Raw genomic sequence first — 15,205 nt, 5'->3', positions numbered from 1 at the left:
AATCCCCCTTTATTGGTTATTTACCAGGCAGTATGCCTAACATTTTAAAATAGTTATGTAAGAATATTATATACATTCGTTTCTTATTTTATAGTTTTTTCATTCGTTTGTCGAGGACAAAAAAGAGACAACTTTATGTTCGAGGCTTTAAGTTGCTTTTAAGAATATCATTCGTTTCTTTATCTACAATTAAAGAATAGTGTAAAATGTTATTATTGCATTTATTAACTGGAGGTATACAAAATGAAGTGGTCGCAAATCCCCTTAGGGGTTCTGCAAACAAACTGTTACATAGTTGAAAATCCTGATCAAACATGTCTAATTTTTGACCCAGGTAGTGAAGGGAAAAAGTTGATTAATTGGTTGACCAAGCGTGAATTAAGGCCGGTGGCCATTTTCCTGACTCATGCTCATTTTGACCATATTGGGGCAGTAGATGAGGTAAGAGATTTTTTTAAGATTCCTGTTTATGTCCATGAGGAGGAGGAAGAGTGGCTAAGTGATCCAAAATTAAATGGTTCAAAATTTTTTATGATGAAGGAAAGCGTTAACGCGCGGCCAGCAGAGTTTGTTTTGAAAAAGGAAGAGGACATAAATATAGCTGGTTTTGAATTCAAACTGTTTGAAACTCCAGGCCATTCACCGGGCAGTGTTTCTTATTATTTTGAACATGACGGATTTGTCGTTTCTGGAGATGCCTTATTTAAAGGAAGCATTGGCCGAACAGATCTACCAAAAGGAAATCAAGCACAACTATTAAAAAGTATTCACGAAAAGTTGTTATTTTTGCCAGAGGAAACAGTGGTCTTACCGGGGCATGGTCCTGAAACCACTATTATCGAAGAGATGGATAGCAATCCTTTTTTAAATGGTTTTTGATTACTCAAATAGAAAAGCCCTTCTCTCGAGGAGAAGGGCTTTTCGGGGGATGTTCTATTCATATAATGGGAGGGGATATAGTTAAGCTACTGATTTAACAATAATATATAGTAATCACTATGTCAATAGTGGAAAATCAAAAAGGAGCAAAAGATGATTACATATTTTAAAAAAATTATTTCGGAATCACCCAATCATTTTATTTCCTATGCAGATTTCATCAGTGCAGCCCTTTATCATCCCGATTTTGGCTACTATATGAAAGAAAAGGTGAAAATCGGGCGCAATGGTGATTTTATCACAACCAGCAATATTTCAGATATTTATGGCCGGCTTTTTGCAAAATGGTTTTCAAAAATATATAAGCAATACGAATTACCGGTTGTATTTTGTGAAATTGGGGCGGGAAACGGCCGCTTTGCTAACGCTTTTTTAACGGAATGGTATGAATCAGTTCAAATTCCGATTGAATATATGATTGTCGAAAGCAGTCCTTATCATAGGAAATTACAAAAAGAGCTTCTCGGTTCTTCCTTCTCTGTTACTCAGTTAGAAACGCTAGATGAAATCAAAGGCTTTACAGGAATGATTTTTTCAAATGAGCTTTTCGATGCACTTCCTGTCCATGTAATCGAGAAGGAGAATGGCAGGATTTTTGAAGTGATGATTGGAATTGAAAATAATAAATTGTTTGAGAAAAGGGTTCCGTTATCGAATCAGGAAATTGTTCAATATTTATCAGAGTATAAATTGGAGTTACAGGAGAACCAACGGTTTGAAGTTCCTCTAGCAATGGAAAAAATGATTGGGGATATTTCGAAATTTATTACAGAGGGTCTTGTTGTTAGTGCTGACTATGGTTATACCAATCAGGAATGGATGCAGCCTGCGAGATCGAGGGGGAGTTTACGGGGATACTATCAGCATCAAATGTTCGATAATATTTTGCAGCATCCCGGGGAAATCGATATTACAACACATATTCAATTTGATCAGCTTATTCAACATGGAGAAAATGCTGGCCTAAATTTTGTTACAATGCTTAGGCAGGATGAATTTTTACTAAAAGCAGGCATTCTTGAAGAATTACAAAGTCATTTTGATCCTAACCCGTTTTCTGAACAAAGCAAGCAGAACCGGGCAATACGAAGTTTAATAATGCCTTCGGGAATAAGTTCCTATTTCCATATCATTATTCAACAAAAGGGTTTGAACGTTGATTTTACTAAAATATTTTAAAGAAAGGCGTTGTTAAAGAACAATGTTGATGTTTAAACAAAGTTGATTGGAGCGGAAGGTGCGAGACTTCTCGAAAATGCTAACGCATTTTCTTCGTGCGTGGGTGGATTCAAGGACGTAATTCAATGTCCTGCGGAAAGCGAGCATCCTGGGAGCGGAAATCAACAACCAAATTTAACACAGCCTAAAGAAAAAAACACTGGAGGCATTTCCAGTGTTTTTTATTTCTTATTCTGCTGCACCTAGAGGCATCATGAAAGTTGTCCAATAAGTGAAACCTGCAAAGAAAATGGTTAAATATGCTCCGAAAACGTACATGTACATACGTTCGGATAGTTTTAGATAGCTGAGCAGAACGAAGAATCCTGTTTGGGCTAAAAATAACATTGCCGTTTTATCCAAATCTCCTAGATAAAACATAACGGTAAAAATACCCGTCCAGAAACCCAATACTCTGAACATGCGATCCATATGTATCCCTCCTTTTACCCTACGAATACCATCATTACAATATTATAAGGTAAAAGTTAGGGTAATGTAAATAATGGTTTCGTATTAGTTTGTGACGAATGCTTGGTAGGAACATGTTTCACAGCCATTAAACATATTCTCTTTTTCAATCAACTCCACGGAAGAGAATAAGACCTCAAACATCCCCTTAAGGAATTCACGATGCATACTGCAAACGGTTTCGTGTTCCTCTGCCACTTCTTTAAATGGGCAATTATAAATCTGAAAATAGATTTTGGTTTGATCCCCGTTTACATCAAATTCCGGATAAAAGCCTGCAAGTGTTGATGCACTCTTTAATATATTTAGCTTTTCGTTAAAATCTAATTCATCACCGAAAGATCTTTTTGCCATTTCTTGTTCTATAATTTCAGTTCCAAAACGTTTTCCCGTTATATATAATGCTTTTTTTCCTTCCTCACCAAGTGTAAGCATGGTTTGAATCGCCACTTTGGATAACAGCATATAATCGCGGAATGGAAAATGCAGTTGAATTACATCATCTGATAAGCGGTACAACCGGCTAGGACGGCCGCCCTTACCAGTTTTCTTTGTTTCAGAAATTAACATATTTACATCTTCGAGCTTGGAGAGATGCAATCTTGCTACATTTGGATGGATATTAAAATTTTCAGCGACCTCTTGGACAGTTACCTCTTGGTGTCTTTTTGTAATGTATTGATAAATATAATAACGCGTTGGATCTGATAAAACATTTGTTATTTTTAACGTTTGTTCCATCTGGTTTCACCTCGAACCCCCATAATTTACACTCATTATAATACAGCGATTTTAACAAGGGAATGTGGTTAACAACATAAACACTATAAGTTTAGAAAATGTTCACAATTATCGTCAAAAATTTGTAATATTTAGCTCAAAATTCTTGTGCCTGAATGGTGTCCATTGAGTTATTCTAATAATGGTTAACAAATTATAAATAAGGGGGAATCCTGCTGAAACATGTTGTTTTCTGTCAGTAGTAATACCAAAAGGAGGTTATTCTCATTGTCAGCGCTATCGAAATTTTAGCCAATCGAATTATTAAAGATGCCACTCGAAACCAAGCAACTGATATTCATATCATTCCGAGAAAGAATGATACACTCGTTCAAATCCGCCTTACGAATAAACTTATTCCTCGGTTATCCCTTCCAAAAGAAGAATGCGACAAATTAATTTCACATTTTAAATTTACCGCAAACATGGATATTGGGGAAAGAAGATGCCCGCAAAGCGGTTCAATTTTTTGCGATGTCAACGGTCAATTGATGGGGCTCAGATTATCTACCCTGCCTTCAAACAATCGAGAAAGCCTTGTTATCCGGCTTTTACCTCAACAAGAACAGATTCCATTTCACCAGCTTTCCTTATTCCCTTCAATGACAAGAAAATTACTTGCTCTTCTTAAACACGCTCATGGCTTAATTATATTTACCGGGCCAACCGGCAGTGGGAAGACCACTACCTTATATTCACTCCTCAATGAAACTGCACACTTATTCCATCGGAACGTTATTACACTAGAAGACCCTATCGAAAAGAATTATGATACCGTCCTGCAGGTCCAAGTAAATGAAAAAGCGGGGGTTACCTATGCCACCGGATTAAAAGCTATTTTGCGGCATGATCCGGATATCATTATGGTGGGGGAAATAAGGGATAGTGAAACCGCAAAAATTGCTGTTCGAGCTGCGCTTACTGGCCATTTAGTACTTTCCACTATGCATACAAGGGATGCGAAGGGAGCGGTTTATCGGCTCCATGAATTCGGGGTGAATTGGCTGGAAGTAGAGCAAACGCTTATTGCCGTTACAGCACAGCGCCTGGTGGAATTGACCTGTCCATTTTGCCCGGACGACTGTTCCCCATTTTGTTATTCATATGGCAGATGGAAAAGAGCGAGTGTGTTTGAACTCTTATCAGGGAGGAATTTACATTCAGCGATGAGGGCTGCAAAGGGGGAAAATATTGAACCACGCTATAAGACGATCAATCAAGTAATCAATAAGGGAATTGCACTTGGTTATATAAAAGAGTCAGAATATGAACGGCTGGTATACAATTATGAAACATCGTAAATGGACGGTAAATGAACAAGCAACCCTTTTAAAAAGGACAGGTGAATTATTGGCGAGGGGATATCCGATTTCCGAGGCTCTTGAGTCCATTTCCCTTCACCTTTCTACCAACCGAAAGGAGGAGCTTCATAAATGCTTAATTGGGTTAAAAACTGGTCTATCGTTTCATGAGGTTTTAGATGGGCTTGGTTTTCACAAAGATTTAGTTGGTTTTGTTTATTTTGCTGAACAACACGGCAATTTTGCGGAGGCACTTCTAGAGGGGAGCGGGATGGCTTTGGTAAAGGATAAGGATTTGCAGAAGTTGTTAAAACTGCTTCAGTATCCGCTGCTTCTTATTTTCATTACCGGTTTTTTGTTTGTCTTTGTTGAAAATACACTGCTGCCAAGGTTTACAACTCTTTTTAAATCAATGGGACTTGAAGCTAATTTTTTCACGAAAGTAATTTATGCTTTTGACCAATATTTTCCTAAGATTCTATTGGGGATATTTACTATTTCTTTACTAGCAGCAATGTATTACTTTTTTGTATTCAGAAAAATGTCTATCCTTCTGCAACGGTCGCAGTTAGTTCGTCTCCCTATAGCAGGAAGGGTCCTCAGATTGTTATTTACCCACTATTTTTCCATTCAGCTTAGCTTTTTACTTGCAGGGGGAATCTCAGTCTCTGAAGCCTTACTGCTCTTTGAAAAGAACCACAGACAACCGTTTTACAGCCAGCTTGGGAAGGTGATTAAAGAAAAGCTGGTAACCGGAGAAAAACTCGAGTCTATTTTAGCCGCATTTTCTTTTTTTGAAAAAGAATTTCCGATGATTGTTAAGCATGGACAAGCGAATGGAAAGTTAGAACAAGAACTGCAATTTTTTAGCAGGCATTGTGTAAATACCATGGAAGAAATAATTGAAAAAAGCTTTAAAATGATTCAGCCGATTTTATATCTTTTTATTGGATTTCTTGTTGTGTCGATGTATTTAGCAATTCTTTTACCGATGTTCCATCTAATGGACGGAATTTAAAACTGGAGGTTAAAAAAAATGCTGAAAAAATTTAAGAATCAAAAAGGTTTTACACTAATTGAAATGATGATTGTTATGTTAATTATTTCTGTGTTGTTAATTATAACAATTCCGAACATCACAAAACATAATTCAAATATCAATGAAAAAGGGTGTCAGGCATTTGTGAAAATGGTACAAGCACAGGTTCAGGCTTATGAAATGGAAAAGAAAAAAATGCCTACAAGTGTTGAGGATTTAGTTGCTGCTGATTATTTAAAAGAGGATGCAAAGGGCTGTCCTGATGGAAAAACAAAGGTAGAAATACAAGCTGACGGAAAAGTTGTTGCAGTGGCAAATACATCTGAATGAAAAATCATCAACAAGGATTTACTTTAATCGAATCATTACTGGTTCTCGCGATCTTTTTAATCCTATCCTCGATTACTGTCTTTTCTGTAAAGCCACAAGCGAATCGGATGGAAGACGAAACCTTCATTTCCCAGCTCAAAGCAGACTTATTTTTCGCCCAACAATATGCTATTTCCCATCAACATGAGGTCTATGTAGCCTTTTCGGAAAACGAATATAACTATTATATTTATGAGCGCAATGATCTTCCACGGCTGGTCGAGCGATATTATTCAAACAATATTCATGTTTATCCGGGGACACTGTCTTTATATTTTCGATTTCTGCCGGATGGGAATATAAGTAAATTTGGTTCGTTTACGATTGTAACGAAGGATAAGCAATATCGTGTTACCTTTTTGATTGGAAAGGGAAGGTTTTATGTCACGGAAGAATAGAGGCTTCTTTTTACTTGAACTGTTATTGTCGCTATCGGCCTGGTTTATGATGTGTCTGTTTTTTATGCCAATTATCATTGAATTAAACAGTCAATCAAAAAAACTCCAAATCGAAAAAATGGCCAGGCAGCTTGTATATCAGGAACTCGAGGCTAAAATAATCGAGGGGAAATTAGACACCAATTATTCTGTGTTAAAGGATGGAATAGAATACAAAATCAGCTGGAAAGACACTGCATTTTCCGGAGCAAAGGAGGTGTGTGTAAATGTTGAGGAAACCGCCGTTCATTCCAAAACAGAAATTTGCGGTATGCAAGAATGAAAAAGCTTTTACATTGATTGAATCTCTATTTGCCCTAGCGATATTTTCTATCCTTGTCTTTTTCATGGCACCACTAATGCAAATAGTTTTAAATAGTAAAGCAACACAAGGGGAAGACCAACCATTGGAGTGGGAGGTTTTTAGCAGTCAATTAAAGAGGGAAGTCCGATCTTACATGAAGGTAGGGGTCCTTTCAGGAAGACTGTTTTTAACGAAGGATGCCGAAACCGTTCAATATGAAAGGTACGGCACTAACCTCCGAAGAAGGGTGAATAGTACTGGAAATGAAATCGTGTTACAAAATGTATCTGAGGTAGTTTTTGTGCTATTAAATAACGCTGTAAAGGTTACTGTAAAGGACACATGGGGAAAACAATATTCAAACGTTATCTACTCCTTCATTAATTGGAATTCAAGTCCATGAAAAAAATTCAGGCAGGCTTTACCTATCCCCTTACATTGTGTGTCCTCCTTATTTTTTTCTTATTTTTATCCATACGTGTTGAACAGCTGTTAGCTGAGAGGAAGGTTGCAAATCAAACTGCGATCCTGTTACAAGAAGAGTATTATTTCCTTAGCTCCATCAAAAAGGTTGAGAACATGCTAACCTCCACCGGAACCATTCAAACAAAAGGGTCTTTTAAGTATATAAACGGGACGATGGATTATCAGGCCGAGGTTCCTGTAAGTAGTGTTCAAAAGGTTAATTTCACACTTCGTTTTAGTTCAGGAATAACTGTTGTTGGAATTGGCTATTTTGATATTAAATTAAAAAGGATGATCAAGTGGACAGATAGTAGAGCTTGAAAAAGGTCGTTTGAATTTGTAAAACATGGACATACTTGTATTGAAGGATAAAGGCAGGTGTGTCGATGAAAACAAATGATTATGTAAAATATATGACGCAAACAATTGTTAAATATGCGGACCAGCCAAAGGATGAACGAAAAAGAATTCGTACAGAGCGGAAGCAAGCGCAAGCATCTTTGTGGTATCGTTGGTTCGGAATCCTTCCTTATATTTTTTACTCAGAAATGAAAAGAAGAAGAAAAAGGTAAAGAAGCAGATGCACCGTCTGCTTCTTTACCTTTTTAGATTGCCTTATCTGTCAAATAAAACAGTCCTCCGTTGATCAACGAGATATTAATTTTGGGTTCATATTGTTCCTGCAGCGCTTTTTTTTCTATTTCATAGCTCTCATTTTCTTCTTCACAATCCTCATAAAAATGGTCTAAAAGCTTCCGGTCCTTATCCCATCTTTCACGAGCTTCCTCAGCCCATGTATGATCATCACCTTCAATGACATTTCTTAGATAATTTTCAATTCTGGTCATTCCACTTTTTGGTTTAACTAATGGAGATAAGGTAAAGGAGTAATCCGGAATTTTGGGCGTTAGCTTTATTTTCAATAAGCGCTCATGGAAATCTTCGACCATTTGACCATTTATTAGCTGCAAACCAATCGATTTAAAAATATCTCTTTTTCGATCACACTGGTAGGATATTTTCACATTCATACAAAGCCAAGGTAATAACGGTGTTTGTCTATTATGCAAGCTGTGATTTTCATAGAGCCGAATAAAACCTGCAAGGTTTTTTGTAGAAGTAAATATTTGATGCAGTCTAGGTGATCCCAAATAAATGGTTTCCCCTTTAACATGATCAGGTGCCCGCTGGTGATCTGTAATAAAGGTAAGCTTCATCGGATTGGGAATTCCGCCTGTTTTCTCAAGATAATGCCAGTAAAAGGGGCGATTCATCAATTCTTTATCAAGTTCAATGGTTAATTGAGTAGTTAAATATCCAGGTTGGTTTTCGACAATTTTACATTCGTTGGCTTCAAAATACTTTATTAAAAAGTTATGAATTTCCTGCTGCTGCATGTGAATCTCCTTCCTTTAAGTCTCTTGCGAACTCAATCATCGATGAAAGGTTTTCCATTTTTATCCTCATTTCCCCTTCAGAAGAAGATTGCCCAAATATGTCGATTAAATGATCCTCGATATTACCAAAATCAAGTTTTGTTAAAATATCATCAAGTTCGCCAATTACCTTCTCAAACAAATCAATTTTTTCGTATAGAAGTTTTAAAATATGTTCTTCGACCGTATTTTTGATGGCAAAATTATAAATCATCACATCTTTTTCTTGGCCGAGACGGTGAATCCTGCCTATTCGCTGTTCGAGTCTCATAGGATTCCACGGTAAATCAAAATTAATGATATGATTACAAAATTGAAGGTTAATTCCTTCTCCACCGGCTTCTGTTGCAATTAAGACTTGAACATGCTTTTGAAAGAGCTCACGCATCCAATCTTTTTTACCGCGTTTAAATCCTCCCCTGAACGGTACGGAAGTAATTCCATGCTGTTTTAAATACCATTGCAAATATAATTGTGTGGCCCGATATTCTGTAAAAATTATGACTTTGTCATTTACATTCTGGATTAACTCAAGCGCTTTTTCAGCTTTTGAGTTTTGCTGGACGGACTCAACTTTTTTAATCAAATAATTAATTTGTTCTTCAAAGGCAGGAGATGGATTTTCCTTTTTTTGCAGCATGTTTTTTAGTGTATAAAAAACGGCTTCGCGGCTGCTGCATGCTTCTCTTTGTAATGTCATTACAGAAAAGGCACTTGTCTGAACCCAATCTCCTTCGCTTCTTAAATCGTTAATGGCCTCATATAAATCCTTTTCTGAGGGTGAAAATTCAATTGGAATGGTTTCAACATGCCTTTTTGTCCATTCAATCCCGGTGTCAGCTCTCCGATTACGTATCATTACTTTATTGACTAATTCCTTTAAATGTTCATTATCATTTAAAGAACGGGCGTCCCGTTTATATTTTTCATAAAAGGCTGTTTCGCTTCCCAAATGCCCCGGTTTTAAAAGGGATACTAGGTTGAAGATTTCTTCAATTCTGTTTTGAATCGGGGTTGCTGTTAACAATAAACAAAATTTCTTTTTTAAATTTTGAACAAACTCATAGTTTTTCGTTTTATTATTTTTCAGCTTATGGGCTTCATCGATGATAATAAGGTCATAGTTTTGATTGTATATAATATCACGATGCGGATTCCGTTTTGCGGTATCAATGGAGGATACCACCACATCACATTGTTCCCATACATAACTCTTTCTTTGAGAAATCGCTGGAATAAAAAACTTGCTGTTTAGTTCCATTGCCCATTGTGTAACCAGGGAAGCAGGGACTAGGATCAATACTTTTTTAACCAAACCGCGAATCATGTACTCTTTTAAAATAAGACCAGCTTCGATGGTTTTACCTAGCCCAACCTCATCGGCAAGAATTGCTTTTCCATTCATGTTTTCAATTACTTGTTTAGCAGTTTCGAGCTGATGCGGAAGTGGAGTTAAGTGCGGCAGATGGCTGGGTGCCTGCAGACCCTCAAATTCGGGTATTACAAGATGTCTTTCAACCTCTATTGCAAGTTTAAAAAGATCCCAATTTCCCCATGGACCATCATGTTCAATCCTATGTAAAAAGTCATCTTGCCAAGAGGAATCGAATTCTATGTGAACAGACATGGTTTTCAGCTCCTTTTCTAACTTGTCTAGTTTCAGCGCCTAGGGGCTCTATGGTCTACAGCCAATCCGTCCTGAAGGTTAAAGAACAACCTTCATGCCGGCTTGTCTTATGCTTGTCGCCCCTGAACCAGGCGCTTACACTTTTCTTTAATAACCTATTGCTCAAAATATCATTTTAGGGTAGGATGTTAGTAGCTTAGAAAGTTTTAAATTTTTGTAATATAGTAAATGATTTTGAAGATGTATTTATTTTAGTATTACCCATATGGAAAATATTATAAATGCGGATGATAACAAGGGGAGAGACTACTCGTGTAGCGCCGAAGGAGCAAACAGAAATGTGAATCTCTCAGGCAAAAGAACTCTTGTTTGACGCAGCTCTGGAGAGTGCTTCAGTTAAAAAGGAGCCACCAAAGGGGAAAGCCATTAATGGTAAACTTTCAGGTGCAAGGACAGAGACCTTCTTTTATTAAAAAGGGGGGACTCTGTCTTTTTTTCTGGGGAAAAATAGCTTAGAAAAAATGTAAAACTTATTCGTCTCTTATGGATAGGTTTTCTCTACGCACCATCTTGTTATTTTTCTAATAAAATTTTCTGAAAAAGGGGAATTCAATTTGGCTGATTTAAAACGCACTCCATTATTTGAAACCTACAAGCAATACGGGGGTAAGACAATCGATTTCGGCGGCTGGGAACTTCCTGTCCAATTTTCAAGCATTAAGGAAGAGCATGAAGCCGTTCGTACAAAAGCAGGTTTATTCGATGTATCTCATATGGGGGAAGTTGAGGTTAAAGGACCTGACAGCTTATCCTATTTGCAAAAAATGATGACGAATGATGTTTCTAAACTGAAGGATGGCGGCGCTCAGTACACAGCGATGTGCTACGAAAACGGCGGTACTGTGGATGATTTGCTTGTTTATAAAATGGAAGACAATCATTATCTACTCGTAGTAAATGCCTCCAATATTGAAAAAGATTATAAGTGGCTTGAAGACCATCTTGAAGGTGATGTTACCCTTAAAAACTTGTCTGACCAAACAGCTCAATTGGCCATTCAGGGACCACTTGCAGAAAAGGTACTACAGAAGTTGGTTAATGAGTCCGACCTAAGTCAAATTGGCTTTTTCAAATTTCAGCAGGAAGTTAAAATCGATGACAAAACGGCCCTTGTTTCTAGAACTGGTTACACTGGGGAAGATGGGTTCGAAATTTATTGTCAGTCAGAAGATGCAGTTGACCTTTGGAATGCTATTTTGGAGGCAGGTAAGGAAGAAGGAATTCTTCCTTGTGGATTGGGTGCACGTGATACGTTACGCTTTGAGTCCGTTTTACCACTTTACGGTCAAGAACTTTCTCCTGAAATCTCACCACTCGAAGCAGGAATTGGTTTCGCCGTTAAGTTAAATAAGGAAGCAGATTTTATTGGTAAAGAAGCATTAAAAGAACAAAAAGAAAATGGTCTTCCTAGAAAAACGGTTGGGATTGAAATGATTGACCGTGGTATTCCACGCCATGGGTATTCTGTTTATAAAGGGGAAGAGCTCATCGGTGAGGTAACTACTGGTACGCAGTCCCCAACATTAAAGAAAAATATCGGGCTTGCACTTATTCCAACTCAATATGCCGAATTAGATGGTGAAGTTGAGGTTGAAATTCGCGGAAAACGTTTAAAAGCAAAAGTAATTCCAACACCTTTTTATAAAAAAGAAAAGAAATAACGGAAGGGAGTTAGGTTTATGAAACATCGCTATTTACCTATGACTGAAGAAGATAAGAGAGTAATGCTTGAAACCATTGGCGTTTCCTCCGTTGATGAACTTTTTAGCGATATCCCGGAGCAAGTACGTTTTAAAGGTGAATACAACATTAAAGCAGCTAAATCAGAGCCTGCTTTAATGAAAGAACTATTTAAAATGGCAGATCGTAATGCAGATTTGAAAAGAAATGTTTCCTTCTTAGGAGCAGGCGTTTATGACCATTATATGCCTGTTATTGTCGACCATGTTATCTCACGTTCAGAATTCTATACAGCCTATACACCATATCAGCCGGAAATTTCTCAAGGGGAGCTTCAAGCAATTTTTGAGTTCCAAACAATGATTTGCGAATTAACGGGAATGGATGTTGCCAACTCTTCGATGTATGATGGCGGAACGGCATTAGCTGAAGCAGCAATGCTTAGTGCCGGTCATACAAAGCGGAAAGTAATTTTAGTTTCAAATGCGGTTCATCCTGAATATCGTGAAGTTCTTAAAACCTATGCAAAGGGTCAGAACTTGTCTGTTGTAGAAATACCGGTAAAAGACGGGCTAACAGATTTAAATGAATTAAAAGGCTTAGTAAATGCCGATGTTGCAGCGGTAATTGTTCAATATCCAAACTTTTTTGGCAGAATTGAGCCATTAAAAGAACTAGAAGAAATCATTCACGCCAATAAATCAATGTTTGTTGTATCAAGCAATCCACTATCTCTTGGAGTATTAACACCTCCAGGCAAATTTGGTGCTGATATAGTCATTGGGGATGCACAGCCTTTTGGTATTCCATCCGCATTTGGCGGTCCGCACTGTGGATACTTTGCTGTTACTGAAAAACTAATGAGAAAAGTTCCGGGTCGCCTTGTCGGACAGACAACAGATGACGAAGGACGCCGTGGTTTTGTTTTAACCCTGCAGGCACGCGAACAACATATTCGCCGTGAAAAAGCGACTTCAAATATTTGTTCTAACCAAGCATTAAACGCACTTGCAGCTTCTGTTGCAATGACTGCTCTTGGCAAAAAAGGTGTTCGTGAAATGGCAGCAAACAATTTGCAAAAGTCTCAATATGCGAAAAATGCCTTTAAAGCGGCAGGCTTTGAAATTGTCAATGATGGTTTTTCATTTAATGAATTTGTAGTTAAATTGAATCACCCGGTAAAAGAAATAAATAAACAGCTTTTACAAAAAGGAATCATCGGCGGTTATGATTTAGGTCGTGATTATTCAGAACTTACCAATCATATGCTGATAGCTGTGACTGAACAAAGAACGAAGGAAGAAATCGATACTCTTGTAAAAGAATTGGGGGATTTGCATGCATAATCAAGATCAGGCGCTCATTTTTGAACTTAGTACACCTGGCCGTGTCGGATACAGCCTCCCAGAGATGGATGTTCCGGAATTAGAATTAAATGACCTTCTTCCTGAAGGATATTTACGCGCAGATGAGCCTGAGCTTCCTGAAGTTTCTGAGCTTGATATCATGCGTCATTATACAGCACTTTCAAAACGAAACCATGGCCTTGATTCAGGATTTTATCCACTAGGCTCATGTACGATGAAATATAATCCAAAAATCAATGAAAATGTTGCCCGCTATAACGGTTTTGCTCATATTCATCCCCTTCAGGATGAAGACTCTGTACAGGGTGCATTGGAGTTAATGTATGACCTTCAGGAGCATTTAATCGAAATTACAGGGATGGATGAAGTAACCTTGCAATCGGCTGCAGGTGCCCATGGGGAATGGACCGGGTTAATGTTAATCCGTGCTTTCCACGAGGCTAATGGTGATTTCAACCGGACAAAGGTTATTGTTCCGGATTCAGCCCATGGTACAAATCCTGCGTCTGCAACGATTGCTGGCTTTGAAACCGTAACAGTTAAGTCTAATGAAAACGGTCTTGTTGACCTTGAGGATTTAAGAAGAGTGGTTGGCGAAGATACAGCAGCGTTAATGTTGACGAACCCAAATACACTTGGACTTTTCGAAGAAAATATTGTAGAACTAGCTGAAATTGTTCATGATGCAGGCGGAAAGCTTTATTATGATGGAGCAAACCTTAACGCTGTTCTTTCAAAAGCAAGACCGGGGGACATGGGATTTGACGTTGTTCACTTAAATCTTCATAAAACGTTTACTGGTCCACATGGCGGCGGCGGTCCTGGTTCGGGTCCTGTTGGGGTAAAAGCTGACTTAATTCCATTCCTGCCAAAACCAGTTGTCGCAAAACGCGGGGAAGATTATGTGCTTGATTATGATCGTCCACTCTCAATTGGGCGCGTGAAGCCATTCTACGGAAACTTTGGTATTAATGTCCGTGCATACACTTATATCCGTTCAATGGGTCCTGACGGCTTAAAAGCTGTTACTGAGAATGCGGTTTTAAATGCGAACTATATGATGAGAAGACTTGCAGATCATTATGATCTTCCATTTGATAAGCATTGTAAGCATGAATTTGTATTAAGCGGTAGACGCCAGAAGAAGTTGGGTGTCCGTACATTAGATGTTGCAAAACGTCTGCTTGATTTCGGATATCATCCACCAACCATTTACTTCCCATTAATTGTGGAAGAATGCTTGATGATCGAGCCGACTGAAACCGAAGCAAAAGAAACCCTAGACGCTTTCTGTGATGTGATGATTCAAATTGCCAAGGAAGCAGAGGAAAATCCTGAAATCGTTCAAGAAGCACCACATACAACGATCGTGGGCCGTATGGACGAAACAAAAGCAGCACGTAAACCTGTGTTGAGATATAAAAAGAATTAATTGATTTTCGGTGGGTGGATTCTATTAAGGAATTCACCCTCATCTTTTTATAGAAGTTAAGAAATTATTACCATGAGCTAGGAAAGTAAAGGCTCTCGGAGCCACTAGCAGCTCTTAGAGCCCGTGATTGGGTTAAAATCAGTGTAGTAAGAACCATCAAGGGCTTATCGTGCCCGTAAGCGGAGAAAAAGCAAGAGAGTGGGAGCTATCAGGGGCTCATAGTGCCCGTATGTGAGGGAAAAGCAAGAGAGCGGGAACTATCAAGGGGTCATAGTGCCCG

Annotated in this window: 17 protein-coding genes and 1 riboswitch; of the genes, 13 read left to right on the top strand and 4 right to left on the bottom strand. The window is 38.1% G+C overall.

Annotation, left to right across the window (positions count from 1 at the left end):
• Nucleotides 1–243: 243 nt before the first annotated feature.
• Nucleotides 244–879 carry an MBL fold metallo-hydrolase gene (locus RCG21_RS25440; RefSeq protein ID WP_133334556.1) on the top strand — a complete coding sequence of 212 codons (636 nt, stop codon included), beginning with the start codon at nt 244–246 and terminating at the stop codon, nt 877–879.
• A 153-nt stretch (nt 880–1,032) separates the two neighbouring features.
• On the top strand, nt 1,033–2,118 hold the full coding sequence (locus tag RCG21_RS25435) for a class I SAM-dependent methyltransferase (protein ID WP_133334557.1): 1,086 nt from the start codon (nt 1,033–1,035) through the stop codon (nt 2,116–2,118).
• A gap of 228 nt (nt 2,119–2,346) precedes the next feature.
• Here the strand turns inward: RCG21_RS25435 and RCG21_RS25430 are convergent, their stop codons facing one another.
• The gene (locus RCG21_RS25430) at nt 2,347–2,589 is read right to left on the bottom strand and encodes a DUF2626 domain-containing protein (protein ID WP_026572467.1); all 243 of its coding nucleotides are present in this window, start codon (nt 2,587–2,589) and stop codon (nt 2,347–2,349) included.
• A gap of 84 nt (nt 2,590–2,673) precedes the next feature.
• On the bottom strand, nt 2,674–3,369 hold the full coding sequence (locus RCG21_RS25425) for a helix-turn-helix transcriptional regulator (RefSeq protein WP_133334558.1): 696 nt from the start codon (nt 3,367–3,369) through the stop codon (nt 2,674–2,676).
• A gap of 260 nt (nt 3,370–3,629) precedes the next feature.
• On the opposite strand from RCG21_RS25425, the gene comGA reads away from it, so the two are divergent.
• The 8 genes from comGA (at nt 3,630) to RCG21_RS25385 (ending at nt 7,895) form a co-directional block, all read left to right on the top strand.
• A complete protein-coding gene (gene comGA, locus RCG21_RS25420; RefSeq protein ID WP_308914296.1) occupies nt 3,630–4,709 on the top strand; it encodes a competence type IV pilus ATPase ComGA in 1,080 nt (359 codons plus the stop codon).
• Nucleotides 4,675–5,727, top strand: coding sequence for a competence type IV pilus assembly protein ComGB (gene comGB, locus RCG21_RS25415; RefSeq protein WP_308913884.1), 1,053 nt, complete (start codon nt 4,675–4,677; stop codon nt 5,725–5,727). Before comGA ends, comGB begins: the two co-directional genes overlap by 35 nt.
• Before the next feature lie 18 nt (nt 5,728–5,745).
• Complete coding sequence (comGC, locus tag RCG21_RS25410) at nt 5,746–6,078, top strand: competence type IV pilus major pilin ComGC (RefSeq protein WP_133335612.1); 333 nt, start codon at nt 5,746–5,748, stop codon at nt 6,076–6,078.
• Nucleotides 6,075–6,515 carry a competence type IV pilus minor pilin ComGD gene (gene comGD, locus RCG21_RS25405; protein ID WP_133335614.1) on the top strand — a complete coding sequence of 147 codons (441 nt, stop codon included), beginning with the start codon at nt 6,075–6,077 and terminating at the stop codon, nt 6,513–6,515. The genes comGC and comGD overlap by 4 nt, the downstream gene beginning before the upstream one ends.
• Complete coding sequence (gene comGE, locus RCG21_RS25400; RefSeq protein ID WP_133335616.1) at nt 6,499–6,837, top strand: competence type IV pilus minor pilin ComGE; 339 nt, start codon at nt 6,499–6,501, stop codon at nt 6,835–6,837. Before comGD ends, comGE begins: the two co-directional genes overlap by 17 nt.
• On the top strand, nt 6,782–7,261 hold the full coding sequence (gene comGF / locus RCG21_RS25395; protein WP_308913883.1) for a competence type IV pilus minor pilin ComGF: 480 nt from the start codon (nt 6,782–6,784) through the stop codon (nt 7,259–7,261). The genes comGE and comGF overlap by 56 nt, the downstream gene beginning before the upstream one ends.
• Entirely contained in the window at nt 7,258–7,644 is a 387-nt protein-coding gene (gene comGG / locus RCG21_RS25390) for a competence type IV pilus minor pilin ComGG (protein WP_133335620.1), read from the top strand. Before comGF ends, comGG begins: the two co-directional genes overlap by 4 nt.
• A 65-nt stretch (nt 7,645–7,709) precedes the next feature.
• A complete protein-coding gene (locus RCG21_RS25385; RefSeq protein ID WP_133335622.1) occupies nt 7,710–7,895 on the top strand; it encodes a YqzE family protein in 186 nt (61 codons plus the stop codon).
• 33 nt (nt 7,896–7,928) lie between these two features.
• On the opposite strand, the gene RCG21_RS25380 is transcribed toward RCG21_RS25385, so the two are convergent.
• On the bottom strand, nt 7,929–8,720 hold the full coding sequence (locus RCG21_RS25380) for a YqhG family protein (protein ID WP_133335624.1): 792 nt from the start codon (nt 8,718–8,720) through the stop codon (nt 7,929–7,931).
• Nucleotides 8,698–10,386, bottom strand: a complete 1,689-nt coding sequence (locus RCG21_RS25375; RefSeq protein WP_133335626.1) for a DEAD/DEAH box helicase — start codon at nt 10,384–10,386, stop codon at nt 8,698–8,700. The genes RCG21_RS25380 and RCG21_RS25375 overlap by 23 nt, the downstream gene beginning before the upstream one ends.
• 287 nt (nt 10,387–10,673) lie before the next feature.
• Nucleotides 10,674–10,761: riboswitch (glycine riboswitch) on the top strand.
• Between the two features lie 239 nt (nt 10,762–11,000).
• On the opposite strand from RCG21_RS25375, the gene gcvT reads away from it, so the two are divergent.
• From gcvT to gcvPB, 3 genes are read left to right on the top strand one after another with little or no spacing between them, the layout of a single operon-like run.
• Nucleotides 11,001–12,107, top strand: a complete 1,107-nt coding sequence (gene gcvT / locus RCG21_RS25370) for a glycine cleavage system aminomethyltransferase GcvT (protein ID WP_133335628.1) — start codon at nt 11,001–11,003, stop codon at nt 12,105–12,107.
• 18 nt (nt 12,108–12,125) lie between these two features.
• Nucleotides 12,126–13,472, top strand: a complete 1,347-nt coding sequence (gcvPA, locus tag RCG21_RS25365) for an aminomethyl-transferring glycine dehydrogenase subunit GcvPA (protein ID WP_133335630.1) — start codon at nt 12,126–12,128, stop codon at nt 13,470–13,472.
• A complete protein-coding gene (gcvPB, locus tag RCG21_RS25360; RefSeq protein WP_133335632.1) occupies nt 13,465–14,925 on the top strand; it encodes an aminomethyl-transferring glycine dehydrogenase subunit GcvPB in 1,461 nt (486 codons plus the stop codon). Before gcvPA ends, gcvPB begins: the two co-directional genes overlap by 8 nt.
• Nucleotides 14,926–15,205 lie beyond the last annotated feature (280 nt).

Source organism: Bacillus salipaludis, assembly GCF_030938565.1.
GTDB lineage: Bacteria > Bacillota > Bacilli > Bacillales > Cytobacillaceae > Neobacillus > Neobacillus salipaludis_A.
The sequence above is the reverse complement of the archived record's forward strand: the minus strand, read 5'-3'. Positions and strand labels throughout refer to the sequence as shown.

Coding starts and splice junctions, on each gene's coding strand:
- RCG21_RS25440 (WP_133334556.1), top strand. CDS start 244: ATGAAGTGGTCGCAAATCCCCTTAGGGGTTCTGCAAACAAACTGTTAC.
- RCG21_RS25435 (WP_133334557.1), top strand. CDS start 1,033: ATGATTACATATTTTAAAAAAATTATTTCGGAATCACCCAATCATTTT.
- RCG21_RS25430 (WP_026572467.1), bottom strand. CDS start 2,589: ATGGATCGCATGTTCAGAGTATTGGGTTTCTGGACGGGTATTTTTACC.
- RCG21_RS25425 (WP_133334558.1), bottom strand. CDS start 3,369: ATGGAACAAACGTTAAAAATAACAAATGTTTTATCAGATCCAACGCGT.
- comGB (WP_308913884.1), top strand. CDS start 4,675: ATGAACGGCTGGTATACAATTATGAAACATCGTAAATGGACGGTAAAT.
- comGC (WP_133335612.1), top strand. CDS start 5,746: ATGCTGAAAAAATTTAAGAATCAAAAAGGTTTTACACTAATTGAAATG.
- comGD (WP_133335614.1), top strand. CDS start 6,075: ATGAAAAATCATCAACAAGGATTTACTTTAATCGAATCATTACTGGTT.
- comGE (WP_133335616.1), top strand. CDS start 6,499: ATGTCACGGAAGAATAGAGGCTTCTTTTTACTTGAACTGTTATTGTCG.
- comGF (WP_308913883.1), top strand. CDS start 6,782: ATGTTGAGGAAACCGCCGTTCATTCCAAAACAGAAATTTGCGGTATGC.
- comGG (WP_133335620.1), top strand. CDS start 7,258: ATGAAAAAAATTCAGGCAGGCTTTACCTATCCCCTTACATTGTGTGTC.
- RCG21_RS25385 (WP_133335622.1), top strand. CDS start 7,710: ATGAAAACAAATGATTATGTAAAATATATGACGCAAACAATTGTTAAA.
- RCG21_RS25380 (WP_133335624.1), bottom strand. CDS start 8,720: ATGCAGCAGCAGGAAATTCATAACTTTTTAATAAAGTATTTTGAAGCC.
- RCG21_RS25375 (WP_133335626.1), bottom strand. CDS start 10,386: ATGTCTGTTCACATAGAATTCGATTCCTCTTGGCAAGATGACTTTTTA.
- gcvPA (WP_133335630.1), top strand. CDS start 12,126: ATGAAACATCGCTATTTACCTATGACTGAAGAAGATAAGAGAGTAATG.
- gcvPB (WP_133335632.1), top strand. CDS start 13,465: ATGCATAATCAAGATCAGGCGCTCATTTTTGAACTTAGTACACCTGGC.